The sequence below is a fragment of the Pseudomonas prosekii genome (assembly GCF_900105155.1).
Taxonomy (GTDB): domain Bacteria; phylum Pseudomonadota; class Gammaproteobacteria; order Pseudomonadales; family Pseudomonadaceae; genus Aquipseudomonas; species Aquipseudomonas prosekii.
On record NZ_LT629762.1, the window covers coordinates 4,914,028 to 4,939,923 of the forward strand.

General features: G+C 60.0%; 28 protein-coding genes. 9 read left to right on the plus strand and 19 right to left on the minus strand.

Annotated elements, in window-relative coordinates:
• Nucleotides 1–289 precede the first annotated feature (289 nt).
• From BLU01_RS22380 to BLU01_RS22400, 5 genes are all read right to left on the minus strand, one after another.
• A complete protein-coding gene (locus tag BLU01_RS22380; protein ID WP_092279580.1) occupies nucleotides 290–1,621 on the minus strand; it encodes a deoxyguanosinetriphosphate triphosphohydrolase in 1,332 nt (443 codons plus the stop codon).
• 68 nt (nucleotides 1,622–1,689) lie between these two features.
• A complete protein-coding gene (locus BLU01_RS22385) occupies nucleotides 1,690–2,853 on the minus strand; it encodes an EAL domain-containing protein (RefSeq protein ID WP_092279582.1) in 1,164 nt (387 codons plus the stop codon).
• Between the two features lie 124 nt (nucleotides 2,854–2,977).
• The gene (locus tag BLU01_RS22390; RefSeq protein WP_092279584.1) at nucleotides 2,978–3,319 is read right to left on the minus strand and encodes a hypothetical protein; all 342 of its coding nucleotides are present in this window, start codon (nucleotides 3,317–3,319) and stop codon (nucleotides 2,978–2,980) included.
• On the minus strand, nucleotides 3,316–3,705 hold the full coding sequence (locus BLU01_RS22395; RefSeq protein ID WP_092279587.1) for a phage holin family protein: 390 nt from the start codon (nucleotides 3,703–3,705) through the stop codon (nucleotides 3,316–3,318). The genes BLU01_RS22390 and BLU01_RS22395 overlap by 4 nt, the downstream gene beginning before the upstream one ends.
• Before the next feature lie 2 nt (nucleotides 3,706–3,707).
• Entirely contained in the window at nucleotides 3,708–4,022 is a 315-nt protein-coding gene (locus BLU01_RS22400; protein ID WP_092279588.1) for a DUF883 family protein, read from the minus strand.
• A gap of 305 nt (nucleotides 4,023–4,327) precedes the next feature.
• Between BLU01_RS22400 and BLU01_RS22405 the strand changes: the two genes are divergently transcribed.
• On the plus strand, nucleotides 4,328–5,536 hold the full coding sequence (locus BLU01_RS22405) for an ammonium transporter (RefSeq protein ID WP_092279589.1): 1,209 nt from the start codon (nucleotides 4,328–4,330) through the stop codon (nucleotides 5,534–5,536).
• Here the strand turns inward: BLU01_RS22405 and BLU01_RS22410 are convergent.
• Nucleotides 5,533–7,245: a cation:proton antiporter gene (locus BLU01_RS22410; RefSeq protein WP_092279590.1), complete on the minus strand. Its 1,713-nt coding sequence runs from the start codon at nucleotides 7,243–7,245 to the stop codon at nucleotides 5,533–5,535. The two genes, BLU01_RS22405 and BLU01_RS22410, sit on opposite strands and share 4 nt — an antisense overlap.
• A 212-nt stretch (nucleotides 7,246–7,457) precedes the next feature.
• Here BLU01_RS22410 and BLU01_RS22415 point away from each other — a divergent pair, with 212 nt between their 5' ends.
• From BLU01_RS22415 to BLU01_RS22425, 3 genes are all read left to right on the plus strand, one after another.
• Complete coding sequence (locus BLU01_RS22415) at nucleotides 7,458–7,694, plus strand: glutaredoxin family protein (protein ID WP_092279592.1); 237 nt, start codon at nucleotides 7,458–7,460, stop codon at nucleotides 7,692–7,694.
• 151 nt (nucleotides 7,695–7,845) lie between these two features.
• The gene (locus BLU01_RS22420; protein ID WP_092279594.1) at nucleotides 7,846–8,166 is read left to right on the plus strand and encodes a transcriptional regulator; all 321 of its coding nucleotides are present in this window, start codon (nucleotides 7,846–7,848) and stop codon (nucleotides 8,164–8,166) included.
• 71 nt (nucleotides 8,167–8,237) lie between these two features.
• On the plus strand, nucleotides 8,238–9,128 hold the full coding sequence (locus BLU01_RS22425) for a pseudouridine synthase (protein WP_092279596.1): 891 nt from the start codon (nucleotides 8,238–8,240) through the stop codon (nucleotides 9,126–9,128).
• Nucleotides 9,129–9,207: 79 nt separating this feature from the next.
• Here BLU01_RS22425 and BLU01_RS22430 read toward each other — a convergent pair whose 3' ends face one another.
• Nucleotides 9,208–9,429, minus strand: a complete 222-nt coding sequence (locus tag BLU01_RS22430) for a YgdI/YgdR family lipoprotein (protein WP_092279598.1) — start codon at nucleotides 9,427–9,429, stop codon at nucleotides 9,208–9,210.
• Between the two features lie 77 nt (nucleotides 9,430–9,506).
• Nucleotides 9,507–10,109: a molybdenum cofactor guanylyltransferase MobA gene (gene mobA, locus BLU01_RS22435; RefSeq protein WP_092279600.1), complete on the minus strand. Its 603-nt coding sequence runs from the start codon at nucleotides 10,107–10,109 to the stop codon at nucleotides 9,507–9,509.
• 81 nt (nucleotides 10,110–10,190) lie between these two features.
• Here mobA and moaB point away from each other — a divergent pair, with 81 nt between their 5' ends.
• Both moaB and BLU01_RS22445 read left to right on the plus strand, forming a co-directional pair.
• Nucleotides 10,191–10,730, plus strand: coding sequence for a molybdenum cofactor biosynthesis protein B (gene moaB / locus BLU01_RS22440; protein WP_092279602.1), 540 nt, complete (start codon nucleotides 10,191–10,193; stop codon nucleotides 10,728–10,730).
• Nucleotides 10,714–11,940 (plus strand): molybdopterin molybdotransferase MoeA, encoded by a 1,227-nt coding sequence (locus BLU01_RS22445; protein WP_092279604.1) that lies wholly within the window; start codon nucleotides 10,714–10,716, stop codon nucleotides 11,938–11,940. The genes moaB and BLU01_RS22445 overlap by 17 nt, the downstream gene beginning before the upstream one ends.
• A gap of 67 nt (nucleotides 11,941–12,007) precedes the next feature.
• Here BLU01_RS22445 and BLU01_RS22450 read toward each other — a convergent pair whose 3' ends face one another.
• On the minus strand, nucleotides 12,008–12,277 hold the full coding sequence (locus BLU01_RS22450; RefSeq protein WP_231987100.1) for a hypothetical protein: 270 nt from the start codon (nucleotides 12,275–12,277) through the stop codon (nucleotides 12,008–12,010).
• A 233-nt stretch (nucleotides 12,278–12,510) separates the two neighbouring features.
• On the opposite strand from BLU01_RS22450, the gene yegS reads away from it, so the two are divergent.
• Nucleotides 12,511–13,428, plus strand: a complete 918-nt coding sequence (gene yegS, locus BLU01_RS22455; protein WP_092279608.1) for a lipid kinase YegS — start codon at nucleotides 12,511–12,513, stop codon at nucleotides 13,426–13,428.
• On the opposite strand, the gene BLU01_RS22460 is transcribed toward yegS, so the two are convergent.
• The 3 genes from BLU01_RS22460 to BLU01_RS22470 form a co-directional block, all read right to left on the minus strand.
• Nucleotides 13,412–14,071: a response regulator gene (locus tag BLU01_RS22460; RefSeq protein WP_092279610.1), complete on the minus strand. Its 660-nt coding sequence runs from the start codon at nucleotides 14,069–14,071 to the stop codon at nucleotides 13,412–13,414. The genes yegS and BLU01_RS22460 overlap by 17 nt on opposite strands.
• Nucleotides 14,068–14,961 (minus strand): sensor histidine kinase, encoded by an 894-nt coding sequence (locus tag BLU01_RS22465; RefSeq protein WP_092279612.1) that lies wholly within the window; start codon nucleotides 14,959–14,961, stop codon nucleotides 14,068–14,070. Before BLU01_RS22465 ends, BLU01_RS22460 begins: the two co-directional genes overlap by 4 nt.
• Before the next feature lie 473 nt (nucleotides 14,962–15,434).
• Nucleotides 15,435–15,905, minus strand: coding sequence for a hypothetical protein (locus BLU01_RS22470; protein ID WP_092279614.1), 471 nt, complete (start codon nucleotides 15,903–15,905; stop codon nucleotides 15,435–15,437).
• A 443-nt stretch (nucleotides 15,906–16,348) separates the two neighbouring features.
• Between BLU01_RS22470 and BLU01_RS22475 the strand changes: the two genes are divergently transcribed.
• Together BLU01_RS22475 and BLU01_RS22480 are read left to right on the plus strand one after the other, a co-directional pair.
• Nucleotides 16,349–17,284: a chemotaxis protein CheV gene (locus BLU01_RS22475; protein ID WP_092279616.1), complete on the plus strand. Its 936-nt coding sequence runs from the start codon at nucleotides 16,349–16,351 to the stop codon at nucleotides 17,282–17,284.
• Between the two features lie 189 nt (nucleotides 17,285–17,473).
• A complete protein-coding gene (locus tag BLU01_RS22480; protein WP_092279618.1) occupies nucleotides 17,474–18,280 on the plus strand; it encodes an MOSC domain-containing protein in 807 nt (268 codons plus the stop codon).
• A 78-nt stretch (nucleotides 18,281–18,358) separates the two neighbouring features.
• On the opposite strand, the gene ppnP is transcribed toward BLU01_RS22480, so the two are convergent.
• The 7 genes from ppnP to BLU01_RS22515 all read right to left on the minus strand — a co-directional run bounded on the left by ppnP (nucleotide 18,359) and on the right by BLU01_RS22515 (nucleotide 25,895).
• Nucleotides 18,359–18,643, minus strand: coding sequence for a pyrimidine/purine nucleoside phosphorylase (ppnP, locus tag BLU01_RS22485; protein ID WP_092279620.1), 285 nt, complete (start codon nucleotides 18,641–18,643; stop codon nucleotides 18,359–18,361).
• 61 nt (nucleotides 18,644–18,704) lie between these two features.
• The gene (locus tag BLU01_RS22490) at nucleotides 18,705–19,256 is read right to left on the minus strand and encodes an exonuclease domain-containing protein (RefSeq protein WP_092279622.1); all 552 of its coding nucleotides are present in this window, start codon (nucleotides 19,254–19,256) and stop codon (nucleotides 18,705–18,707) included.
• Between the two features lie 71 nt (nucleotides 19,257–19,327).
• Nucleotides 19,328–21,289, minus strand: a complete 1,962-nt coding sequence (locus BLU01_RS22495) for an acetyl/propionyl/methylcrotonyl-CoA carboxylase subunit alpha (RefSeq protein WP_092279624.1) — start codon at nucleotides 21,287–21,289, stop codon at nucleotides 19,328–19,330.
• A 110-nt stretch (nucleotides 21,290–21,399) separates the two neighbouring features.
• On the minus strand, nucleotides 21,400–22,197 hold the full coding sequence (locus BLU01_RS22500) for an enoyl-CoA hydratase/isomerase family protein (RefSeq protein WP_092279626.1): 798 nt from the start codon (nucleotides 22,195–22,197) through the stop codon (nucleotides 21,400–21,402).
• Nucleotides 22,194–23,351, minus strand: coding sequence for a citronellyl-CoA dehydrogenase (gene atuD, locus BLU01_RS22505; protein WP_092279628.1), 1,158 nt, complete (start codon nucleotides 23,349–23,351; stop codon nucleotides 22,194–22,196). Before atuD ends, BLU01_RS22500 begins: the two co-directional genes overlap by 4 nt.
• 24 nt (nucleotides 23,352–23,375) lie before the next feature.
• Nucleotides 23,376–24,992, minus strand: a complete 1,617-nt coding sequence (atuC, locus tag BLU01_RS22510) for a geranyl-CoA carboxylase subunit beta (RefSeq protein ID WP_092279630.1) — start codon at nucleotides 24,990–24,992, stop codon at nucleotides 23,376–23,378.
• A gap of 3 nt (nucleotides 24,993–24,995) precedes the next feature.
• Nucleotides 24,996–25,895, minus strand: coding sequence for an SDR family oxidoreductase (locus BLU01_RS22515; RefSeq protein WP_092279632.1), 900 nt, complete (start codon nucleotides 25,893–25,895; stop codon nucleotides 24,996–24,998).
• Between the last annotated feature and the right edge of the window lies 1 nt (nucleotide 25,896).

Sequence of the window (25,896 nt, forward strand, 5' to 3'; positions counted from 1 at the left end):
CTCATGTGGCTGCGAAGGTCAACATGTTTCTAGCGTCAGATTGTTTCCGTAGTATGCCGATAAGGCTACTTTGTTGGCCTTCGGCGCGCTTTTGACTGTTTTCGGAGGGCGGCGCAATCAAATAATGTGAGGCAGTTCGCACTATTGATTGAGGATGGCAGGCAGTTATTTGGTGCATTTGCCGGGCGCAATAACGAGGGGCGATTCAACGAACGTTGAAAACCGGTTGAAGGTCTGACAGCGGCAATCAGCCGGTCAGAAATATCTGACACGGCTGATCCGCAGTTTTTTACCCGTGGACCGAGCGGCCCGTCATTTCCTGAGCCATTTCGCTGGCGTAGCTGTCGGTCATGCCGGCGATGAAATCAATCATCCGCAGGAATGAGGCATGCAGCGGGCCGTGCGGATCGGGCGCGTTATTGCCCAACAGGTCGAGGACGCGGCGGCTTTTGAACGACGGCGTGCGCCCGTTGTGCTGTTCGAGCGCCGCGCCGCAGAACGCGTTCAGGAGAATTTCCAGCGTGGTGTAGGCGCCGATTTCATGCAGCGTCTTGCGTTTGTCCTGGAAGATTTTCTTGCGCGCCATGTCCTTGGCATTCAGCACGCAGCGCTTGGCCGGGCCGTGCATGTGTTCGACCAGATCACCCGGCAATGTGCCGGCGAGCAAGGCGTCTTGCTGCTCGACGAAGGCGCGGGCGGCGGCATTGGTCAGGTGCTCGATGGCTTTGCCGCGCAGAATTGCCAGTTTGCGCCGACGCGAATCCTGCGCGCCGAGCAGGCGATAGGTTTCCGGAATGTCGTCGCCTACCAGGTCGAGCAGCAGCGATTCGACTTCGGCGTATTCCAGCAGGTCCATCTCCAGACCGTCCTCGAGGTCGATCAGCGCGTAGCAGATGTCATCGGCGGCTTCCATCAGGTACACCAACGGATGCCGCGCCCAACGCTGGTCTTCCAGTTGCGGCAGGCCGAGCTTGTGCGCGATCTGCTCCAGCAGCGGCAGTTCGCTCTGGTAACAGCCGAATTTGTGCTTTTTGTAACCCAGCGAATCGGCGTGTTTGGCGGTCCACGGGTATTTCAGATAGGTGCCGAGGGTCGCGTAGGTCAGCCGCGTACCGCCGTCGAACTGGTGATATTCCAGCTGCGTGAGCACCCGGAAGCCCTGGGCATTGCCTTCGAAGTTGAGGAAGTCGTTGCGCTCGACTTCGCTCATTGCATCGAGCCAGCCACGCCCGGCGGCTTGCTGGAACCAGTGGCGGATCGCGTCTTCGCCGGAGTGGCCGAACGGTGGATTGCCGATGTCGTGCGCCAGGCAGGCCGATTGCACGACCATGCCCAAATCGCTCGGGTCGCACCAGTCGGGCAGGGCGCCGCGAATGGTTTCGCCGACGCGCATGCCCAACGAACGGCCGACGCAACTGACTTCCAGCGAATGGGTCAGGCGCGTGTGGATGTGGTCGTTGCTCGACACCGGATGCACTTGGGTCTTGCGGCCGAGGCGGCGGAACGCGCCGGAGAAAATGATCCGGTCGTGGTCTTTGTGAAAGGGGCTGCGGCCGAGTTCTTCCGGGCTGTGCAGGGTCTTTCCGAGGCGTTCGCGGGTAAGCAGGGTTTGCCAATCCAAGGCTGTTTGTCTCCGTCTAGTGACTGATGGCCCAGTGTCCTGTCTCGCCCCGATGGCTGCAAGCGGAACTACAGGCCGGCGGCGTCGATGTCGATCAGTAGCAAGCGTTCGCCATTGTCGAAAAACTGGCCTGCCGTCAGGCAATACTGGTTGCTGGTGGCATCGCGATAAGTGTTGGAAAGCGTCAGCCGACGCTCGTCCCAACCTTCGGCGAGCAGGTGATAAAAGTACGGCCGCCACGACCAGTTATGGCCCAGATAGCGGTTGTCGGCTTCCCAACAATTGTTGCGCCACTCGAGGTTGGGCGTCAGTTGCGTGCCGTGGCGGTCGCACTGGTAAAAGCGCAGCAGCCACGGAAAAGCATCCAGTTGCGGCAACGCGTGCAGTGGCGCGCGGGTCTGCGCCCAGTCCTGCAGGATTGCCATCAACTCGACCAACTGCCGGCGCCTAAGCATAAGCTGGCCGCGCTCAACCAGTTTGCGTTGCACGTAGCGTTGGCGCAGTTGCGCGAATTGCTCGACAAACGCATCGGTGGCAAAGAAATCGGTTTGCGCGCGGGCAAACAAAAAGCCTTGCACGTAACGAGAGCCACACTCGAGGGCGAAATTCAGTTGCGCTTCGGTTTCCACGCCTTCGGCAATGATCCAGCAACCGGTTTTCTCGGCCATCTGCGCCAGGGCCTTGACCACTTCGCTGCTCGGCCCGCCCAGTGCGGCAGCTTGAAACAAGCGCATGTCGAGTTTGAGAATGTCCGGTTGCAGCGCCAACACTCGATCAAGTTGCGAATAACCGGCGCCGAAATCGTCGATGGCAATTCGCGCACCCGCCTGGCGATAACGCGCGACCACTTCAGCCAGGCGCTGACTGTTGCCGCCGAGTTCGGTGATTTCGAAAACGATGCGCTGCGGATCGACGCCGTTGCGCGCCAGTTGTTTGAGGCTCGGCAAGGCTTGATCCGGACGCAAGCGGCTGATCCAGCGTGGTGACATGTTCAGACTGAGAAACCATTCCTGCGGAGCTTCGTGCAGACGGCTCAGGGCGTTGTCACGAATCTGTCGATCGAGGCGGCGCAGGGCGATGGCCGGGGTTCGTGGGTCGGCGAACAGCGGCCCCACCGAAGTCAGTTGGCCATCGGCCTGACGCAGTCGACCCAAGGCCTCGACGCCCGCGATACGGCCGGTGGCGGTATCGATGAACGGCTGAAAGCAGGCGAGCGGTTGCCCGTCGATCACGAGGCCTCCTTAGTAAGGGGTTATGTCTGGATGGACCCGGCGCTGAGTAGGCACGCAGGATTGAACCTCTCGATAAAGAGGTTCATCCAGGTGGTATTGCAAGAATGTAGCCAGATGATGGCAATCAGTGTTTGCGCGAGGAACCCTGCATGACCAGTTTGATCAACGGTCCAAGCGTGGTGCCCAGACGAACCAGGCGCGTCACGCTGCTGACGCCGCCGCTTTTCGCGCCTTTGCCGGTCAGGAAACCGAGCAGAGTCACAGCGGCCATGCCCCAGAGCGGAGCGTGCTTGATGCCGAAACCTTCGTGAAAGTTTTGCGTCATCCCGCGCACCCGCTGCAGGGGTTGCAGCAGTTGCCGGGATTCCTGGCGGATTTCCTGGCGGTGCATTTCCATGCGCAGACGGATCAACGCCTTGCGCATTTCGGTACGCGAACTGTTGTGGGGCTGGTTAGGCAGGCTCATGGCAGCAGGCGCTCCCGATCATTGGCCAATTCTTCCAGGGTGCCGTGGAAGGGTGAGGACTCATCGAAGATCGCCGCTTTCAGGCGCATCGCGCAGAAAATCGCCGCCAGCGTGTAGAACACACACAGCCCGATGATTGCGGCCAGACGATAGGTGTCCCAGAAAATGATCATCACCAGCGTCGACAGCCCCACCAGCAGCAGCAAGGCAAAAACCAGCGCCAGGCCGGCAAACAGCAGCAGGCTGACGGTGCGTGCTTTCTGTTCCTGCAATTCGATGCCGAACAACTCGACATGACTGTGCAGCAACCCTAGAAAAGCGGCACCGAGGCGCCGCGGTGAGGAGCTTGTGCCCGTCGCGGACGAGCCGGATTCGCCGATATTCATAATCAGCGCCGCGTGGCCAGAAGGCCAATCAGGAAGCCGACGCCGGCAGCGATCCCGACCGATTGCCATGGGTTGGTCTGAACGTATTCTTCGGTAGCAGCGACGGCAGCCTCACCGCGCAGGCGCAGGGAATCTTCGGTCACTTTCAAGGTTTCGCGGGCACGCAGCAGGCTGTCGTGGATCTGCTCGCGCAACTCGTCGGCCTGATCGCCGGCCAGGGTCGCCGTGTGTTCCAGCAACCGTTCGGTATCGCTGACCAGGGTTTGAAAATCGTTCATCAGGATTTCTTGAGCAGTCTTTGCCTTGATGCTGGCCATGGTGAATCTCCGTAAGTGACTTCTGATGCGTTCGAGTATGAGCCTTGCGTGAAGGTTCACTACAAATGACTGGTACAACATTTGCTATGCCATGGTGCGTCAGCCCGCGCCGTTGCGCTGTTGCTGGGCATGATTTGAGCAAAACCATAACTCAAATAATCGAAACCCGCGCAAAGGTTGTGACCTTGTGCGCCAACGCGGTTCATTGCAATCAATACGTTGATCGCACTTGGCCGCAACTTGGTGCACTGAATGACCGCGCGAACTGCTTTGGTGCTTTTTTAGCCTTCAGGTCTGCCAACCCCATGGAAAATCTGCAAAGCGCTGTGGCCACGCTGGTCCATAGCTCCAATACGTTGTTCATTCTGATCGGTGCAGTCATGGTGTTGGCCATGCACGCCGGTTTTGCGTTTCTGGAAGTCGGCACGGTGCGCCAGAAAAACCAGGTCAATGCCTTGTCGAAGATCCTCAGCGACTTTGCCATTTCGACCTTGGCCTATTTCTTTATAGGCTACTGGATTTCCTACGGCGTGACTTTCATGCAACCGGCGGCGGTGCTCACTGCCGATCACGGCTATGGACTGGTGAAGTTCTTTTTCCTGCTGACCTTCGCTGCGGCGATCCCGGCGATCATTTCCGGGGGCATCGCCGAGCGTGCACGCTTCGTTCCGCAATTGTGCGCGACGGCGCTGATCGTTGCGTTCATCTACCCATTTTTCGAAGGCATGATCTGGAACGGCAACTACGGTTTGCAAGCCTGGTTGCTCGAACGCTTCGGCGCCAGTTTTCATGACTTCGCCGGCTCGGTGGTGGTGCACGCCATGGGCGGTTGGCTGGCGCTGGCGGCCGTGCTGTTGCTGGGGCCACGGCAAGGACGTTATCGCGACGGGCGACTGGTGGCGTTCGCGCCGTCGAGTATTCCATTCCTGGCGCTGGGCTCGTGGATTCTGATTGTCGGCTGGTTCGGCTTCAACGTGATGAGCGCGCAAACCCTGCAAGGCGTCAGCGGCCTGGTGGCGGTGAACTCGCTGATGGCCATGGTCGGCGGCACCGTCGCGGCGTTGATCGTCGGCCGCAATGACCCCGGTTTCTTGCACAACGGCCCGCTGGCCGGGCTGGTAGCAATCTGCGCCGGTTCCGACCTGATGCACCCGGTCGGCGCACTGGTCACCGGCGTAATCGCCGGGGCATTGTTTGTCTGGTGCTTCACCGCCGCTCAGGGCAAATGGCGTATCGACGATGTTCTCGGCGTCTGGCCGTTGCACGGTTTGTGCGGCGTCTGGGGCGGGATTGCCTGCGGCATTTTCGGTCAATCGGCGTTGGGCGGATTGGGCGGCGTCAGCCTGATCAGCCAGTTGATCGGCACCTCGGTCGGCGTATTCGTGGCGTTGGCCGGCGGTTTTGCGGTGTACGGCACGATCAAGGCATTGCATGGTTTGCGCCTGAGTCAGGAAGAGGAGTATTACGGCGCGGATTTGTCGGTGCACAAGATCGGCGCGGTGAGCCAGGACTAGTTTTCTTCATCTTCGGCGCCGGGGTAAAACTTATGCAGCAGGCGATAACGATCATGCCGGACCTGATCGACGCGCTCCTGCACTTGATGCGCCGGCAGGCCCAGCATGATCAACGCATGCGAGGCGAGCATCAGGCTCGACTCCAATAACTCGGGCACCACTTCGGTGGCGCCGGCCGCTTTCAAATCGGCCGAATAACTGTCATCGCGGGTGCGCACCAGAATCGGCACGCTTGGGTTGCAGCGGCGTGCCTCCTTGAGCACCAGCAGGGCGATGTCAGCATTGTCCACGGCGATAACCAGCAACCGCGCGCGCTCCAGACCGACAGCGACGAGCAATTCGCCGCGGCGCGAGTCGCCGTAATGCACGCTGCTATCGCCCGCGGTGGCTTGTTGAACGCGTACCGGGTCGTTGTCCAAAGCGATGTAGGTCTGTTGCGCGTTGTGCAGGAAACGGCCGATGGATTGGCCGACGCGTCCGTAACCACAAATCACCACGTGGCCCTGCAGCGTTGCAGTCAGCGCAGTGATTTCATCGAGTTTGGCTTCTTCGTTGGGTTTGCGGTGCAGGCGTGCGGCGATCGTCGGTGCGGCGCGCAATAACAGCGGCGTGACCAGCATCGAGCAGAACGTCGCCGCCAGCAGCAAACCACCGAGGTCCGCAGGCATCATCTGGTTCTGCTGCATTTGCGCCATCAAGGCAAAACAGAATTCGCCACCCTGGGCCAATGCCAGACCACTGCGCCAAGCGGTTTCGCTGTCACTGCCGCGCCATTTCACCAGCAGCGCGACGACGCTACCCTTGATCATCAGCAGACCGAGGGTCATGCCGAGGATGAGCAGGCCGTCGCTGGCAAACAGCTGCAAGTCGATCAACATGCCGATACTGACGAAAAACAACCCGAGCAATATGTCGCGGAACGGGCGGATGTCGGCCTCGATCTGATGCCGATAGTGGCTCTCGCCCAGCAGCATGCCGGCGAGAAACGCGCCGAGGGCCGGGGAGAGTCCGAGCAGGTGCGTCAGCCACGCGGTCAGCAACACGATGACCAGCGCCAGCAGCACAAACAGCTCGGCGGAGCGCGAGGCTGCGACTTCCTGAAACAAGCGCGGCAGCAGCCAGCGACTGGCCAGCAGCAGGCCGACAAACAGTAGAACGGTTTTGCCCAGGGTTAGCGGCAACGCCAGATACCAGACTTGCTCGCCATGACCGGCGAACACCGGAACCAGAGTCAGCAGCAACACCGCCACCACGTCCTGAAACAGCAACACGCCAATCGCATTCTGGCCGTGGCTGCTGAAAATCTCGCCAAGGCTGCTCAGTTCCTTACTGACAATCGCCGTCGACGATAACGCCAGCCCTGCACCGAGCAACAGCGCCGGGGTTACCGCCATGCCGAAGAGGATCAACGAGCCGCCCAGCGCCGTCGCGCAAAGCAGCACCTGCAAGCTGCCGAGGCCGAACACCACTTGGCGCAGGGCGAGCATCTTCGACAGCGAAAACTCCAACCCCAACGAGAACAGCAGGAACACCACGCCGAGTTCGGCGAGGTCCGGCAGTTCTTCACTTTCGTTCACCCAATTGAAAGCTGTCGGCCCGACCATCAATCCCACGCACAGGTAGCCCAGCACCGGCGGCAAACGCAAACGGCGAAACAGGGCAATCACCACCAGCGAGGAGGCGAGGATGATCAACAGGTTGGCAAACACTTGAAACTCCGATGACAGGGTTGAGCTACCCAAGCGTAGAGGTAAAAAAGTGCCGAGCATCGCCGATTGCGCAATCAGTGCTAATGATGTGAGTCAGGGAATTGCCGAAACCTTTTGAAATTGATCGCCAGGACCTCTCCACGCCCTATGGCGACTGGCTCCGCGCGAATGCGCGGCCTAGAATGAAAGCCTAATTTTCCAGGTAATTTGTCATGCCTCCTGAATGTCAGCTGTTCGGCACCTTGGGTTGCCATCTCTGCGAAGTTGCCGAAGAAGAATTAATGCCCTTGGTCGAGCACGGATTGATGGTGGAGCTGGTCGATATCGCGGAAAACGAGGCCTGGGTCGAGGACTACGGTTTGCGTATTCCGGTGCTGCGGCGTCTGGATACCGGCGCCGAACTTGACTGGCCGTTCGATGCCGCGCAAGTGGTCGCGTTTTTGCGCTAGGCGGTTCCATCCGTCGCGGCGCTGGATTCCCCCGTTGGCGCAAAACGGGTTATTCGGTTACTGTATGTTCGTACAGTTATTCGGATTGCCTGCCTTGCGTCCCTCTTGTTTGGATTCGGCCAGGTGATCCCGCTAGTCAGAGGGATGAGCCGTGGTCAATGTCGAACAATTAAAGAACAGCGTGAACCGGATGTCGGTCGATGTGGTGCGCGATGCGGTGGCCGAATTGCGTCTGGATGGCCTGGTTACCGAGGGTAAAACCCCTTTCAACAAGCTGCACTTCAACACCTGCTTCGCCGAGATCGAAGCCTTGTTCCAGCGCGCGGGTTATCACCGGCAACTCGACGTCGTGGGTTATCAAGGTTTGTTGTACGCACTGTACGATCCAGGTCGCTGGGAAGCGGTGGATGTATTGCGCTGGCTCAAGGAGTTCACCGAAGCGGCGGCGCGCGCGCAATCGATCCCGGCGTAAGGAATCTGCGCTAGGTTCGATCTGGCGGCTGTTGGATAATGCCGCTCTGTATCGAGGGTTAGAGCGTTCGAATGTCCACTACAAGTTTTTCCGCGGCGCACAGCCAGGCCAGCACCCTCTATTTGCCACCGGGCCCGTGGCTGACCGTGCTCGATTGCCTGTGCGAGCACTTCCGCGCCATCGGTCGCGAGCAATGGCTGGATCGCATTGCGCGCGGACGTGTCCTCGACGGCCAAGGCCTGCCGATTGCGCTGGATCTGCCCTACAAGGAAGGCCTGCGCATTCACTACTTCCGTGAAGTGCCGGATGAAAAACCGATTCCGGTGGTCGAGACGATTCTCTACGCCGATGAGCACTTGGTGGTCGCGGATAAACCGCATTTCCTGCCAGTAACGCCTGCGGGCGAATACGTCGAACAGACCTTGCTGCGGCGCTTGATCCATCGGTTGGATAACCCGCATCTGGTGCCATTGCATCGCATCGATCGGCACACGGCAGGGCTGGTGTTGTTTTCTGCCAATCCTCAGACCCGTTCGGCGTACCAGTCACTGTTTCCTACCAGACAAATCGAAAAGCGCTACGAGGCGATTGCTCCGGCATTGCCCGAATTGTCGTTTCCGTTGATCCACAAGAGTCGGCTGGTCGATGGCGAGCCGTTCTTCCGCATGCAGGAAGGTCCAGGTGTGAGCAACACCGAGACGGCGGTCGAGGTCAGGGAAAAAAACGGCGAGCTCTGGCGCTACGGTTTGTACCCGGTGACCGGCAAGAAGCATCAGTTGCGGGTGCACATGACCGCGCTGGGCGCGAGCATTTGCAATGACCCGTTCTATCCGCAGGTGCTCAAGGATGTCGAGGATGACCATGCCAATCCTTTGAAACTGCTGGCTCAGGGATTGCGTTTCGTTGATCCGGTCACCGGTGAGGAACGCAGTTTCGAGAGCGCCATCACCTTGCAGTGGTGATGGCTGCCGACACTTTCTTTCAGGCATGAAAAAGCCCGCATTCAGCGGGCTTTTTCGTATCGGGTTGTCGCCGCAAAGATTACAGCTCTTTAACGGTACGAACCTGATCCTTGTTGATGCGAGTTTGCTTGCCGTCCAACTGTTCGAACTCGTAGAAGCCCGACTCTTCGTCGTATTTCGGCTGGTCGACGGCCTGGATTTCACGACCATCATTCAAGGTAAGCACGGTTGGCGATGCGCAACCAGCGAGGGTAGCGAGGCCCAGTGCGAGCATGAAAGTGGCGAGGGTCCGTTGAGTCATGAGTGTGTCTCCGAAAATGAATACTTTTGATTACTGAGCTTGTAGACGTATGCGATGCACGCAAGTTCCTTCTCTTGTCAGTCTGACACAGTGTTGTGTGCACTTAACAGGTCTGGTGTGTTCAGGTTCGCCAGGCGAGGGTCGTTGTCCGGGCATTGCAGGGCTGTGGCGCCCAGTTGCCGCATGATTCTGCCGGGGCTGCGTTCGCCTTCGTTCCAGGCTTTTTCGAATGCCGGCGCGAGGGCCACGGGAATAATGCAAAGCAGCGGTTCCCAATGGTCGCCGTGGCGCAACATCAGCGGTTTGTCCGGATGTTCTGCGGCGTTTTCACGCATGCCGTGCAGTAGCACGGCATCGATCCGCGGCACATCGCAGGGCAGTACCAGCAAATGAGCATGGCGCGCGGCTTTCAAACCGGCACGAATTCCCGCCAGCGGGCCAGGGAAATCAGCCAGGTCATCGCCAACCAATTGATCGGCATACGGCGCGTATTTTTCCTGGTTGCGGTTACAGGAGATGATCAGGTCGTCACTCAGCCCGCGGGTCTTGCGTTGCAGATGCGCAATCAACGGTTCGCCATGCCATTCGATCAGCCCCTTGTCCTGACCTCCCATGCGCTGGCCGCGCCCGCCCGCCAGCAGCAGAATCGAGCAGGGCGGCAGGGGTGAATTCGAAGTCATGGCAGCTCTCCTTGGGGGCGGCGAAAAAACCGGGCGCTGTGATATAACACCGGGCTGTTTCCCCTACAACTGGACGAGCCTATGAAAGCCAAGGCTGATGTACCTTTCGCGCCGCTGAACATCGCGGTGCTGACTGTCAGTGACACCCGTACCCTGGAAACCGACACCTCGGGCCAGGTCTTCGTTGACCGCCTGAGCGCGGCCGGACACAACCTGGCGGCGCGGGTGTTGCTCAAAGATGACCTGTACAAAATTCGTGCGCAAGTCGCGACCTGGATTGCCGACGACGTGGTGCAAGTCGTGCTGATCACTGGCGGCACCGGATTTACCGGTCGCGACAGCACACCGGAAGCGGTGAGCTGCCTGTTGGATAAACAGGTCGATGGTTTTGGCGAATTGTTCCGGCAGATCTCTGTGGCCGACATCGGCACGTCGACCGTGCAATCGCGCGCATTGGCCGGTCTGGCCAATGGCACGCTGGTCTGCTGCCTGCCGGGTTCGACCAATGCTGTGCGTACCGGTTGGGATGGCATTCTTGCCGAGCAACTCGATTCGCGTCATCGGCCGTGCAATTTTGTCCCTCATCTGAAACAGGCGGCTCCCTGTGAATCCCGCGGGTAAGCCGGGCAAGACCGGCAGTTTGCTGCCGGTCGAGGTAGCGTTGGCGCGGTTGCTGGAAATGGCCGAAGCAGCGCCGATTCGTGAGCGTGAACGCCTGCCGTTGGCGCAGGTTGAAGGGCGGGTGCTGGCGGACGATCTGATCTCGACGCTGGACCTGCCGCCATGGCCCAACAGCGCCATGGACGGGTATGCCTTGCGCACGGCTGACTGGGGCGGCGAACCGCTGGTGGTCAGCCAGCGGATTTTCGCCGGTCAGGCGCCGCAACCGCTGCAACCCGGCACCTGCGCCCGAATCTTCACCGGTGCTCCCGTGCCTGCTGGCGCCGACTGCGTCGAGATGCAGGAAAACGCCGAGGTTCTCGCAGATGAGCGCGTGCGCTTCACCGAGGCCATGTCCCCCGGCCAGAACATTCGTCCGCAAGGTCAGGAGACCACGGTCGGCGAATTGGTCTTGTCCGCCGGCACGCGTCTGGGACCCATCGAGCAAGGCTTGGCGGCATCCCTGGGATGCGCCGAGCTGGAGGTGGTGCGCAAGGTCCGTGTTGCGGTGCTGTCGACCGGCGATGAGCTGGTCGAGCCCGGCCAAGCCTTGGGCCCCGGACAAATCTACAACAGCAATCGTGTGTTGCTCTGCAGTTGGTTGCAGCGTCTGGGCTGTGAAGTGATTGATGCCGGCATCCTCGTGGATGATCTGGAGATTACTCGCCAGCGTCTGGGTGAGCTGGCGGATGTCGACCTGATTCTGTCCACCGGTGGTGTCTCGGTGGGTGAAGCGGATTTCCTCGGCATTGCCTTGCGCGAGGAGGGCGAACTGACCTTGTGGAAGCTCGCGATCAAACCCGGCAAACCGCTGACGTTCGGACATTTCCGTGGCGTGCCAGTGATTGGTTTGCCGGGCAACCCGGCATCGACCCTCGTGACCTTTGCGTTGCTGGCCCGGCCTTATCTGTTGCGCCGTCAGGGCGTGGCAGACGTCGAGCCGCTGAAATTTCAGGTGCCGGCAGGGTTCGTCTGGCCCAAGGCTGGCAATCGCAGGGAATACCTGCGCGGTCGCCTCGAAAACGGACGAGCCATCATCTATCGCAATCAGAGCTCCGGCGTCCTGCGCAGCGCAGCGTGGGCCGAGGGCCTGGTTGAAGTGCTGGAGGACCGCACGCTGGTTGAAGGTGACTGGGTCAACTTTATTCCATTGAGTGAAGTGCTGGGTTGATGTCTGCCGACGCTGGTCCGGTTTAGCCGCCGGGCCTTGCGTCACTTGAGCCCTTCACCTCGGCCGGTCAGTTGGCCAGAAGTGTCAGGATGTGATCGAACCGGCTGTTGGCGATCCATCCCACAAGCCCGAGCATGACTGCGATAGCGCCGGCCGAGTAAGCCAGTCGGTGTTTGATCGATTTGACGTCGCCACGCACTTCTTCCATATCTCTGCGGATGTACTTGAGGTGTGTCTCCAGTTCCACGACGCGCGGTTCCATATCAGCTGCTCCATTGGGTTTTGCATTGCTGTTGTTGAATTCAGACTGCTGGTTTCTTAAAACAGTGGTACTCATTGGCTGCACATCCTTGTGGGTTGTTTTGTGAAGACTGAGGCGTCTGGCGCCCAAGGTGTACCAATCACCGAGGTCGGTCAATTAGGCCAATTCGTCAGGTTTTGTAAGAAAAAATACCGCCTTGTAGGACCTGCCATGCCGCGCCCCTGAATTAATTCAAGTTATGCCGACTTTTTTGCGTGGCGCAGAGGTCAATATATTTCATACGGATTCCAATCATGGGAGTGATGGCAATGGGTGAGCGCAAGGCGCTGTTGATTCTGCATGGCAAGCAGGCACTCAACGAGGATGTGCGCGCGGCGGTTGTAGCCAAGCGCGAAGAAGGCTGGGACTTGGCCGTGCGGCTGACCTGGGAGGGCGGTGATGCCGCGCGCCTGGTGGACGAAGCGTTGGCGGCCGGGTACACGCAGGTCATCGCCGGTGGTGGCGACGGCACGTTGCGCGATATCGCCGAAGCATTGGCGGCGCATTCCAGCGAGGCCAGTCTGGTGCTGCTGCCGCTGGGCACGGCCAATGACTTTGCCCGCGCTGCCGGGATTTCCCTGGAACCGGCCGAAGCGCTGGCGCTCTTGGACAGCCCGCCGAGTGCGATCGATCTGGGCACCGTCGACGGTCAGGTTTTCCTCAACATGGCTACCGGTGGTTTTGGCAGTAATGTCACGGCCAATACCTCGGAAGACCTGAAGAAGATCCTCGGCGGCGCCGCGTACCTGTTCACCGGCTTATCGCGTTTCAGCGAGTTGCACGCCGCCTATGGCGAGCTGCAAGGGCCGGATTTCCGCTGGAGTGGCGAACTGCTGGCGTTGGGCATCGGCAATGGTCGTCAGGCCGGCGGCGGTCGCGTGTTGTGTCCTGAGGCTGTAGTCGACGATGGGCTGCTGGACATCAGTATTCTGCCCGCGCCGCAAGAGGTGGTCGGCACGTTGCGCGACCTGCTGGCGGATGGTTTTGGTATCGACAATATGTTCGTGCGGGCGCGCTTGCCGTGGGTCGAGATCAAAGTCGCGGAAGGCCTGCACATCAACCTCGATGGCGAACCGCTGGAAGGCGAGAATTTGCGTTTCGAGGCACGTCCGTCGGCGTTGCGCGTGCATTTGCCGGCGAATTCGCCTTTGCTCAGCTCATCAACTCAGATCAGTCGTCCAGACTGATGATCTGCTCGCGCACCGCGAACAGCACGAGGCCCGCCACGTCGTAGATCTGCAAGCGTTTCATGATCTGCGAGCGGTGGGTCTCGACGGTTTTGATGCTCAGGCCCAACCCGTTGGCGATTTCCCGCGTTGACTTGCCGCGAACGATCAGGCGAAGGATTTCCAATTGGCGTGCCGTCAGATTGTGCATGTCTGGCACGGCTGGCTGCTGCTTCTGATTGCGCGTCAATGCCTGATTGATCACCGTGTGGGCAATCGCCGGGCTCAGGTAGCGCTCGTCATTGCGCAAGGCTTCCAGCGCATGTTCGAGCTCGGTGGCGGTGGTGTCCTTGAGCAAATAACCGTGCGCGCCCGACTCCAGCGCCTGCATGATCAGGCTCGGATCGGTGTGCATCGAAAGGATCAGCACTTTGCTTTGCGGGCGCACCAGTTTCAGCCGCTGCAACGCTTCGAGGCCGCCGGTTTCCTTCATGGAAATATCCAGCAAGATAATGTCCGGCGACAGCTGTTCGACCATCTCCAGCAGTTGCGAGCCGTCATTGGCCTCGCCGACGACGGCGTAACCGGGAATATCCAGGACCAAGGCGCGCACGCCGGCCCGAATCAGTGAATGGTCATCAACCAGAAGTAAGTTACAAGTCAACGCATAACCTTATTCGTACTGGCCCGCTCGAGCGCGCGCGGCGCCCAGGGCAGAAGTGCTTCGATTTGAGTGCCTTTGCCCGGCTCGCTGGTCACGGTCAACGTCCCGCCCAACTGATCGATCCGTTCCGACATCCCGGCCATTCCACGTTGCCCCTCGCGCCCGGGGTTGGCCGCTGGCGCAAAGCCTTGTCCATCATCGCTGATCAGCAGCGTCAGGCCCTTGGGCAAGCGTTGCACACGCACCAGCAAATTTTTCGCCTCGGCGTGGCGCAGTATATTGGTCACCGCTTCCTGAGTAATTCGGAACGCGGTCACGGCCATTTCTTCCGGAAGACCGGTCAGCCGCTGGTGGCATTCCAGGCTCCAGTGCACCGACGTGTTGGCCAGCGTCCTGAGCAGATGCGCGCGAAGGCTGGCTTCCAGACCGAGGCTGGCCAGTTGACGCGGATTGAGGATGGCGGAAACGTCGCGGACCTTGTTCAGGGTTTCTTCAAGGGTTTCGCAGAGCAGCGAACATTGCCCTTGCAGGTCTTCGGGCATGCGCCGTTTAAGCCATTCACTTTGCAGTTTTGCCGCCGTCAGCAACTGGCCGATATCGTCGTGCAGTTCGCGACTGAGTCGATGCCGCTCGTTTTCCTGGACTTGCAGCAGTTTGTCGGCCAATTCCTGCGGCTGGAACTTGATCGACTTGCGCGATATACGATGGCCAACCCAGACACACGTCAACGCAGCGATGTTGAGCAACAACAAAGGCAGGGGCAAGTGCGCGGAAAGTCCATAAACCAGCAAGCTGCCGAATGCTGAAGCGGCACACAGCAAGAGCGTGAACCGTCGCGCGTTTTCGCGGGAGGGTGGCCACGTAGTGATTGACTTGAGGCTGGCGTACATAGCGGATGGAGCCAATGAATGTTCGCTGCGGGCAGACCGGTCAACGCTGGCTGACGGGCCCCTGTGGGAAAAACGGTCAGGATAAATCGCAGACTTCAACGGGCAAAAACGCCGGGCGGGATGCCGTCCGGGAAACCCGCGGACTGCGCCTGCCAGGAGTCAATGTGCCATTAATTGAAATCAACTAATCGCCGGCATACTACCACTTAACATACCGTTGGTCGCGGTTGGTATATATGTCCAAACAGTCAAAAATGCCGCTGAGTTGGACGTTAGTTCCATATTGGACAAGTTGGGTTTTGTTTAAGCGAAGAGATGACGGTTGTCTTCAAATGTAAGGCAATCAGGTATTACCTGAGGTCTGACGGACAGCGCCTACAAATAAAATGTGTGCTGTGTGGTTGGCGAGAATGAAATTGCGCCAAATGCTTCAAGTTCGCGCAATCACAGGAGAGGTCATTGGGCGGCGAATGTCAGGCTTGGCGCCCGGAGTAGCCCACGAGAGTCAGCGGTTTGGCGTGTGCCTGAGCTTGAAAGCGCCGTTGTCCGACCTGATAGGCGAAGGCTTCGATCAGCGCGTTTTGCTCGCTGTCATCGAGGCTCAACTGGCCGGTGACGGGATCGACCAGTTCGAGTTGCCAGGCCAGCAGCGTCAAGCAGTCTTTCAATGCCTCAAGGGCATGTTGATGCAGGGCGGTGTGCTGTTGGGCATGGTTGAGCAAACCATGAATGTGCAGCGAAAACTCGGAGATTGCTTGCAGCCCTAGCGCATCAGACTTGTTCGCCAGCTTCAGCAGGGTGCTGAGCATGCAGTCGATGGCGTCCGCGTCATTGCTGATCAATTGCAAATGACTGAAACATTCTTCGGACTTGGCCAGCAGCATTCCAGCCTCGACGAGAAAATCGCAAACGCGTTGAGCGCCTTCTTTAGGGTCGTAAGGCATGCTTAGCTCCACCACGTCATGTCAGATGAGGGAATGTCGTGTGTGGCGATGATCGCCCGCTGTCGCGCAAGCGAAATTCGGCACGCGGTTGCGTGTTCCGGATAATTCGAAAGCGTGGAGGGCCACTGAACTGCGATCGCACACAAAAGCCTGACTCCGTTCATGCAATGAGAATGGCGTCACATTAATGGCTATTGGATATTGCGAACATCAGGTTGGGCCTGATCGTTTCTAGGGGAATCCCTTACACAGGGGAACTCAACGTGCAAACCGTGGTCGCGCCGGGGAGGGGATGAGGCAGATGAAATTGCGGCGCCAGTAAACCATGATGTTAATGTGACATCAATGCCCGTGCGTGGCATTTTGTAAGAGGGTCAAGCTCCGGCAATAACAGCCGATAACCCTCTTTAGTGAATTCATTCGAACAAGCCCAGGAGTCATTGATGGCCGGCATTCTCGACACGGTAGACCAACGCACGCAACTGGTGGGTGAGAATCGCCTGGAAATTCTCATGTTCCGTTTGGCCGGACGGCAATTGTTCGCGATCAACGTGTTCAAGGTTCAGGAAGTATTGCAACTGCCGAAGTTGACCCTGATGCCGCAGCGTCACCCGTTCGTCTGCGGCGTGGTCAACCTGCGTGGACAGACGCTGCCGGTGATTGACCTGTCGCAGGCGATCGGCATGCGTCCGCTGGTGCCGAGTCCGACCAGCACTATCATCGTCACCGAGTACAACCGTTCGGTGCAGGCGTTTCTGGTCGGCGGCGTCGACCGCATCGTCAACATGAACTGGGAAGCGATCCTGCCGCCGCCGACCAGCGCCGGCCGCCAGCATTACCTGACCGCGATCAGCAAGGTCGATGAGCAGTTGGTGGAAATCATCGACGTCGAAAAAGTCCTCGCCGAAATCGTCCCGTACAACGCCAAGGTGTCCAAGGAAAAACTCGACGACCCGGTGCTGGAACGCGCGCGCGGTCGTGAAGTGCTACTGGTCGACGATTCCAACGTGGCGCTCTCGCAACTGCGCGACACCCTCGGCCAGTTGGGGGTGAAAATGCACATCGCCAGCGACGGTTTGAAAGCGCTGAACATGCTCAAGGCTTGGGCCGACACCGGCGTGGTCATGACTGACAAGTTGCTGATGATCTTCACTGACGCGGAAATGCCGGAGATGGACGGTTATCGCCTGACTACGGAAATCCGCAACGACCCGCGTTTGCGCGGTCTCTACGTGGTGTTGCACACGTCGCTGTCCGGCAGCTTCAACGACTCGATGGTGAAGAAGGTCGGCTGCGACAACTTCCTCTCCAAATTCCAGCCGGACAAACTCGTCGACGTGGTGCGCCAGCGCCTGATGCTCGACGAAGTACCCGCCTGACAAAAACACAGCCCTGCAGGAGCGAGCCTGCTCGCGATAGCGTTATTACATTCAGCATCAGTGTTGACTGTCCCGACGCCATCGCGAGCAGATCACTCCTGCACGATTTTTTCTCGCGTGCGGTTTTCAGTCTTTGATTCAGTGATGAAGCTCGTATAGGGTGGCGTTTTGATCACCCGAGAGCTGGCCATGCTGCGTCTGAGCGCGCTTTACCGTTATCCGTTGAAATCCGCCAAGGCTGAGGCCCTGCAACAGATCGGCCTCGATAAGCTGGGTTTGGACGGTGATCGACGCTGGATGCTGGTAGACGAGGCCAGCGGGCGGTTTCTGACCCAGCGCACGGTCGGGCAGATGAGCCAGTTGTCGGCGCTGTGGAGTGCCGATGGCGGCTTGACCCTCAACGCTCCGGGGCATTCAACGATCAACATTGGCCTGCCGAGCGCCGACGCGGAACTGCGCGGCATCACCATTTTCAAAGACACCCTGCGTGTACCGGATGCCGGTGACGAGGCCGGAGCCTGGGTCAGCGAATTCATCGGCAAACCGACGCGGCTGGTGCAGATTCCGCTGGATCGCGCGCGCACCACCCAGTCCGGTTACGGCAGAGACGATGACCAAGTGGCGTTCGCTGATGGTTTTCCGCTGTTGCTGATTGGCCAGGCGTCGCTGCAAGACTTGTCGAGCAAGGTCGGGCGGCCGCTGGAAATGTTGCGTTTTCGACCCAACCTGGTGATCGAGGGCAGCGACGCTTTCGCCGAGGACGGCTGGAAGCGCATTCGTATCGGCGATGTCGAGTTCCGCGTGGTCAAGCCATGTTCGCGCTGCATCCTGACCACGATTGATCCGCAGACCGGCGAGCGCAGCACCGATCGCGAGCCGTTGGCGACGCTGCAAAAGTACCGGGCTCAGGCCGACGGCGCGATGTTCGGGCAGAACCTGGTCAATGACGGCAACGGTCGCCTGGAAGTCGGCATGCCGGTGACCATCCTCGAATAAACAAATCACTGCCCGGAATAGAAAAATGCCCGTGTCCAAAGACACGGGCATTTTTTTGTCGCTGTGAAACCCGTGGGTTCAGCCGCGGTATTCGCACAGGTAAGCGGTGTCGATCGCGACTTTCAATTGAAACTTGCTGTTGGCCGGCACGTTGAACTGGCTGCCAGCGGCGAAGGTTTCCCAGTCGGTGCTGTCCGGCAGTTTCACGCTCAGGGCGCCGGTGACGACGTGCATGATTTCGCGTTGGGCAGTGCCGAATTCGTATTCGCCCGGGGCCATGACGCCGATGGTCGCCGGACCTTCAGCGGTGCCAAAGGCGATCGACTTGACGGTGCCGTCGAAGTACTCGTTGACTTTAAACATGGGCGATTCCTCGAAAAGGGCTTGAAAGGGCCGGCCAGTATGCACAAGGCCCCGGGACTCGTCACCTTTCCTGAAGGGGCAGAACCAGCGGCAATAATCGCGCGGTATTACGCGCATCTTCGAGTGCCCGATGCTGCTGCCCGGTGAACTGCATGCCCGCCAGTTGCAGTGCGCCATTAAGCCCCAGCGGCCGGTCCAGGCGCCGCGCCTTGGCGAAACGTTGCTTGAGGTTCATGTGCGGCACCTGGCTCAAAAAACTCGAGAGTTGCAGGCGTTGCCATTCCTGCACCAGTTGTTGCCGGTCGTAATCACCCCAACTGGCCCAGCCCTCCACGCGTGGAAGATGCTGGCCGAGCCAGCGCTCGAACGCCGCCCAGACCTCGGTCAGCGGCTGCGCGCTGTCGATATTGGCTTGGGTTATGTGCGTCAGTTCCCGGCAAAACGCTGTCAGCAACGGTCGCCGCGTGGGGCGCACGAAACGCTGGAACTGGTCCAGTTCGCGACCCTTGCGGTCCACCAGCGTGGCGCCGATTTCAATGATTTCCATCTCTGTGACTGGCCAGCCGCCCTCATCGGTGGTGGCTTCCAGATCAATGACCAACCAGTGAGGCATTGCAGGGTTCCTGGTATCCGCGTCTTGATTGGGCTTGAGCGTAGCCAAACCCGACGCATCCGCCTAGCGCGTTATTCGACCTCCAGCAAAATCTGCCGATTTTTTACCTGATCGCCGACCCGTACCTGCAAGCGTTTGAGCACGCCGTCGATGCCGGATTTCAGCGGATGCTCCATTTTCATGGCTTCCAGCACCACCAGCAGCTGGCCTTTGCTGACCGTGCTGCCTTCGCTGACCAATACATCGACAATCGCCCCGTCCATCGGTGCCTTGAGCGTGCCGGAGCTGACGCTGGCCTGACTGCTGACCGCTGATTGCGTGCGATCTTCCAGGCGCAAACTGCCGGGGCGGGTGAACAGCCACAATTGTCGGCCATCGAGACGATAGGCGTGACGTTGGCGCATGCCATCGATCTCGACGGTGGCCCAGCGGCCATCGCTGTGAACGATCTGCAGGTCCACTGCACGCTCACCGACCTGCAAGCTATACGGCTCGCCGGCGACGGCGTGCAACTCCACCGTCCAATTTTGCTCTTCGGCGCCGAGGCGATAGTGCAGCGGCACGCTGGCGTTGTTGCGCCAACCGGCGCGCGGGGCAGGGTGCTGTTGCGCGCCGGCCTGGTACAGCAGCGCCGTGGCAAGGGCCAATTCTTCGGCGCTTGCAGCATGAGGATGCAGGCAAGGGTGCTCGGCAAAGTGCGTGGGGATAAACCCGGTGCTGAATTCGCCGCTGATGAATTGCGGGTGTTGCAGCAGGCTGGCGAGCAGCCGCTGATTGCTTTGCACTCCGAGCAAAACGCTGTCCTGCACCGCGCGCAACAACTTGCGCCGGGCTTCTTCGCGGGTCGCGCCATGGGCGATCAGTTTGCCGAGCAGCGGGTCATAAAAAGCGCTGACCTGCTGACCTTCGAGCAAACCATGGTCGATCCGCACGCCGCTTTGCAGTGCCGGTTCCCAGGCATTTATGTGCCCGGTTTGCGGGAGGAACCCCTGGGCCGGGTCTTCGGCATACAAACGCACTTCGATCGCATGTCCAGTGAGTTGCACCTGCTCCTGACTCAGCGGCAAGGGCAATCCTTCGGCGACGTGCAACTGCCACGCCACGAGGTCGAGGCCGGTGATCAGTTCGGTCACCGGGTGCTCCACTTGCAGGCGTGTGTTCATTTCCAGAAAGTAGAATTGCCCCCGCGCATCGAGGAGGAATTCGACGGTGCCGGCGCCGACGTAATTCACCGCGCGTCCGGCCTTGAGCGCCGCTTCGCCCATGGCGTGGCGCAGTTCGGCGGTCATCACCGGGCACGGCGCTTCCTCGATGACCTTCTGGTGGCGGCGCTGGATCGAACAGTCGCGTTCACCGAGGGAAATGAGGTTGCCGTGCTGGTCGCCGAAGACCTGGACTTCAACGTGGCGCGGATCGATCAGCGCTTGTTCGAGAATCAGTTCAGCGCTGCCAAAACCGTTCAGTGCTTCCGAGCGCGCGGTGCGCAGTTGTTCGAGCAATTCGCTGGCCTCGTGCACCAGGCGCATGCCGCGTCCGCCGCCGCCGGCACTGGCCTTGATCATCAGCGGATAACCGATGCGCCCGGCTTCGCGGCTGAGGGTAGCGTCGTCCTGCTCGGCGCCCTGATAGCCTTTGATGCAGGGCACCCCGGCGTCGAGCATGGCAAGTTTCGACAGGCGTTTGCTGCCCATCAATTCGATCGCTTGCGGGCTGGGGCCGATAAGAATCAGGCCGGCCTGCTGACAGGCAAGGGCGAACCCGGCATTTTCGGAAAGGAAGCCATAACCGGGGTGAATTGCCTCGGCACCGCTGCGGCGCGCGGCGTCGATGATCGCCGGGATATTCAAGTAGGACTGCTGCACCGGAGCGGCGCCGATGTTCACTGCCTGGTCGGCCATTTGCACGTGCAGAGCATCGGCGTCGGCATCGCTGAACACGGCGACGGTGCGATAGCCCAGAGCCTGGGCGGTGCGCTGGATGCGGCAGGCGATTTCACCGCGGTTGGCGATCAGGATTTTGTTGAATCCGGGCATGGGGAATTTCCCTTGGTTTATGCGGTGAATTTCAGGGCTTCTTCGCGGGCAAGCCTCGCTCCTACAGAGGAATATATTTCCTGTAGGAGCGAGGCTTGCCCGCGAAGCTTTTAAGGCGCCCACCCCGGCTTGCGTTTCTGCACAAACGCCATGGTTCCCTCGACCCCTTCATCACCCTTCACCGCGTCGCTGAACCACTGCGCCGCTTGATCGAGCAGCGCATCGGCCGGCTCGCCGGCGCTTGCCAGCAACAGTTTTTTGGTCAGCGCGTTGGCCTCCGGCGCGCAGCACAACACGTGCGCCAACACCTCTTCGAGACGTTCGGCCAGTGCTTGCGGATCATGCTCGACAAAATGCACCAGCCCCAGACGTTTTGCCTGAACGCCATCGAACCGCGCCGCCGTCAGCGCCAACCGGCGCGCCTGCGTCAGGCCGATGCGCTGGACCACAAACGGTGCGATCTGCGCCGGCAGCAAACCGAGGCTGGTTTCCGGCAAACCGAATTGCGCCTGATGATCGGCCAGCGCCACATCGCTGACACACGCCAGGCCAAATCCGCCGCCGAGCACCGCACCTTGCAGCACGCTAATCACCACTTGCGGCGCGTGTTGCACCTCTTGCAGCAGCGCACCGAACGCGCGGTTCAAATCGCGATAAGCGTCCGGCCCTTCGGCGCGGGCGTTGGCCATGTCCTTGATGTCGGCGCCGGCGCAAAAGTGTCCGCCCGCGCCGCCGATGACCAAGGCGCGAACGCTGCGGTCTTCGCGCACTGCGGCAAACACCGCGCGCAGTTCGGCGACCATCTGCAAGCTCATGGCGTTGCGGCTTTGCGGACGATTGAGGGTCAGGTGCAGCACGCCGTTGTGCAGTTCGAGCAGCAGCGTCTGGCAATCCGGCAGGTTACTCATTTGTTTTTCCCCGGCAGGATGCCCATGAGTTTGCAGATGATCCCGAGCATGATTTCGTCGGCGCCGCCGCCAATCGAGACCAGCCGCACATCGCGGTAGGCGCGGGCCACCGGGTTGTCCCACATGAAACCCATGCCGCCCCAATATTGCAGGCAACTGTCGCTGACTTCGCGGCCGAGTCGGCCGGCCTTGAGTTTGGCCATCGACGCCAGCCGCGTGACGTCCTGTCCTTTGATGTATTGCTCGGTGGCTTGATAGACCAACGCGCGCAGGCATTCGATTTCGGTTTGCAGTTCGGCGAGGCGGAAGTGAATCACCTGATTGTCGATCAGCGCGTTGCCGAAGGTTTTGCGTTCCTTGCAGTATTCGATGGTGCTGTCGATGCAATATTCGAGGCCTTTGATCATGTTCGCCGCGCCGAACAGGCGTTCTTCCTGGAACTGCAGCATTTGCATCATGAACCCCGCGCCTTCGTGGCCGATGCGGTTGCGTTGCGGTACGCGCACGTCATCGAAAAACACCTGCGCGGTTTCCGAACTGCGCATGCCGAGCTTGTCCAGATGGCCGCTGAGGCTGATGCCCGGGGTGTTCATCGGCAGCATGATCAGCGATTTGTTGACGTGCGGTTTGTCCTCGGAGGTGTTCGCCAGCAGGCAGATGAAATCGGCGCTTGGCGAGTTGGTGATCCACATTTTGCTGCCGTTGATCACGTAATCGTCGCCGTCCTTGCGAGCGGTGGTTTTCAGCCCGGCGACGTCGGAACCGGCGCCGACTTCGGAAACGCCGATGCAACCCACTTGCTCGCCGCTGATCGCCGGGCGCAGAAACTCTTCGCGTAACTCGTCCGAGCCAAACCGTGCCAGTGCCGGGGTGCACATGTCGGTCTGCACGCCGATCGACATCGGAATCCCGCCGCAATGAATAGTGCCGAACTCTTCGGCGGCGACGATTGAATAGCTGTAGTCGAGGCCCATGCCGCCGAATTTTTCCGGTTTGGAGATACCCAGCAAACCTAAATCGCCAGCCTTGCGGAAAATCTCGTGGATCGGAAAACGTCCGGCCTTTTCCCATTCCTCGACGTGCGGATTGATCTCGTGGTCGACGAATTGGCGGACGGTGCGGCGCAGGGCCTGGTGTTCCTGAGTGAAGATCATTTTTATTGTTCTCCTTGGGCCGACCTAGAACCGGGCGACGCCGAAACTGTTGGTTTGCAGCGGTCGCACTTCGGCTTCGTGACAGATATCCAGCAAGTAACCGAGCAACGTCCGGGTGTCGCGCGGATCGATCAAACCGTCGTCCCACAAATTGGCGCTGCCGTAGAGCGCGGTGGACTGGCTGTCGAGTTTTTGCGCGGTGACGTGTTCGAGCATGTCGAGCATTTTCGGGTCCGGCACCAGGCCGTCCTTGAGCTGCTTGGCTTCGGTGACGATTCGCAACACCTTGCCGGCCTGCGCGCCGCCCATGACCGCCGTGCGGCTGTTGGGCCAGGCAAAAATGAAGCGCGGGTCGAGGCCGCGACCGCACATGGCATAGTTGCCGGCGCCATACGAGCCGCCGACGACGATGGTCAATTTGGGCACGCGAGCATTGGCCACCGCTTGAATCATCTTCGCGCCGTGTTTGATCACACCTTGCTGTTCCGACTCGGTGCCGACCATGAAACCGGTGGTGTTATGGAAAAACAGCAGCGGCGTCTGACTCTGGTCGCACAGCTGGATAAATTGCGCAGCCTTGCTTGCACCCTTGGGCGTGATCGGGCCGTTATTGCCGATAAAACCGCAGGCGCGACCTTCTATGTGCAAATGGCCGCAGACGGTTTGCTGATCGAACTCGCCTTTGAATTCGAGGAAGTTCGACGCGTCGGCAATCCGCGCAATGATTTCGCGCACGTCGTAGGGCTTTTTCGGGTCATCCGGGATCAGCCCGAGCAACTCGTCGATGGGATAGAGCGGTGCCTGCCAGTGCCGTTCGGGTAACCATTGCAGTTGCTCATTCCACGGCAACATGCCGACTATTTCGCGCACTTGACGCACACCATCGGCATCGTTTTCGGCGAGGTATTCGGCGGTGCCGGCGGTTTGCGCATGCATCTCGGCGCCGCCCAATTCTTCATCGGTGGCGACCTCGCCGGTAGCGGCTTTCAGCAGCGGCGGGCCGGCCAGAAACAGCTTGGCTTTGCCGCGCACCACCACCACGTAATCCGACAAACCCGGCTGATAGGCGCCGCCCGCCGTGGCCGAGCCGTGCACCACGGTAATCTGCGGCAGCCCCATGGCCGACATCCGCGCCTGATTGGCGAAACTGCGCGCGCCTTCGACGAAAATCTCGGCGGCGTAATTGAGGTTGGCGCCGCCGCTTTCGGCGAGGGTGATGACCGGCAGTTTGTTTTCCATGGCGATCTGTTGCAGGCGCAGGGATTTTTTCAGACCGCTGGGGGAAATGGTCCCGCCCTTGATCGCGCTGTTGTTTGCCACCACCAGCACGCGCACGCCGGATACGTAGCCGATCCCGGCGATCAAGCCGCCACCGGCCGAGCTGCCGTCCTTGTCGTCATGCAATTTATAGCCGGCCAGACTCGCCAGTTCGAGAAACGGCGCGCCGGGATCGAGCAACAGATTCAGGCGCTCACGCGGCAGCAATTGCCCGCGTTTGTCGAATTTGTCTTTAGCCTCGGCAGCCTTGTTCAGCAAGTTCTGTTCGAGCTGACGAACCTGCTCGATGCCCACCAGCATCGCCGCGCGGTTTTGCTCGAACTGTGCGCTGAACGGGTCGACCTGGGACTGGATTACCGGCATGGGTTACTCCTTGTCCTTGAGCATGTCTGGCTGCAAGACTTCTGGCTGCAGTACGTCAGGTAAGTAGGCGCGGTGGAAGCCGTTATAGGATTCGCTGTTCTGCGCCTTGTGAATCGGCCACGCCCGACCGCCCAGGCTCGCCGCGCCATCAATGCGCAAGGTGCTGCCGCTGACAAACGCCGCCGCCGGGCTGAGCAAAAACACAATCGCCGCGCTGACCTCCGATTCGGTGCCGATGCGCTTGAGCGGCACATGCTCGCGCAGGGTCGGGATCACCGCTTTGAACGCGCCTTCATAAGTGTCCATGCCACTGGACGCGATCCAGCCCGGCGCCACCGCATTCACCCGCACCCCGGCGTAACCCCATTCGACCGCGGCGGTTTTGGTCAGGTTGTCCATGCCCGAACGCGATGCGCCGGAATGGCCCATGCCGGGCATGCCGCCCCACATATCGGCGAGCATGTTGACGATGCATCCGCCGTGTTTGCTCATCGATTGATTGAACACCTCGCGGGCCATCAGGAAACCGCCGACCAGATTGGTGCGCATCACGGTTTCGAAACCTTTCTGATTGATCGCGGCGAGCGGCGAGGGGTATTGGCCGCCGGCATTGTTGACCAGGCCATGGATCGGTCCGTGTTCGCCAATCAACTCGCTGACCAGTCGCTTGACCGCTTCTTCCTCGCGAATGTCGCAGGCCTTCCAGTCAGCCTTGCCGCCGTCCTCGCTGATTTCGGCGGCGACTTTTTGCAGTTTTTCAGGCTTGCGCCCGACCAGCAGCACATGGGCGCCGAGGGCCGCGAGTTCGTGGGCGGTGCAACGGCCGATACCGCTGCCGCCGCCGGTGACAATAATGGTTTGGCCAGCGAACAGATCGGCTTTGAAAATCGAGTCGTAAGCCATG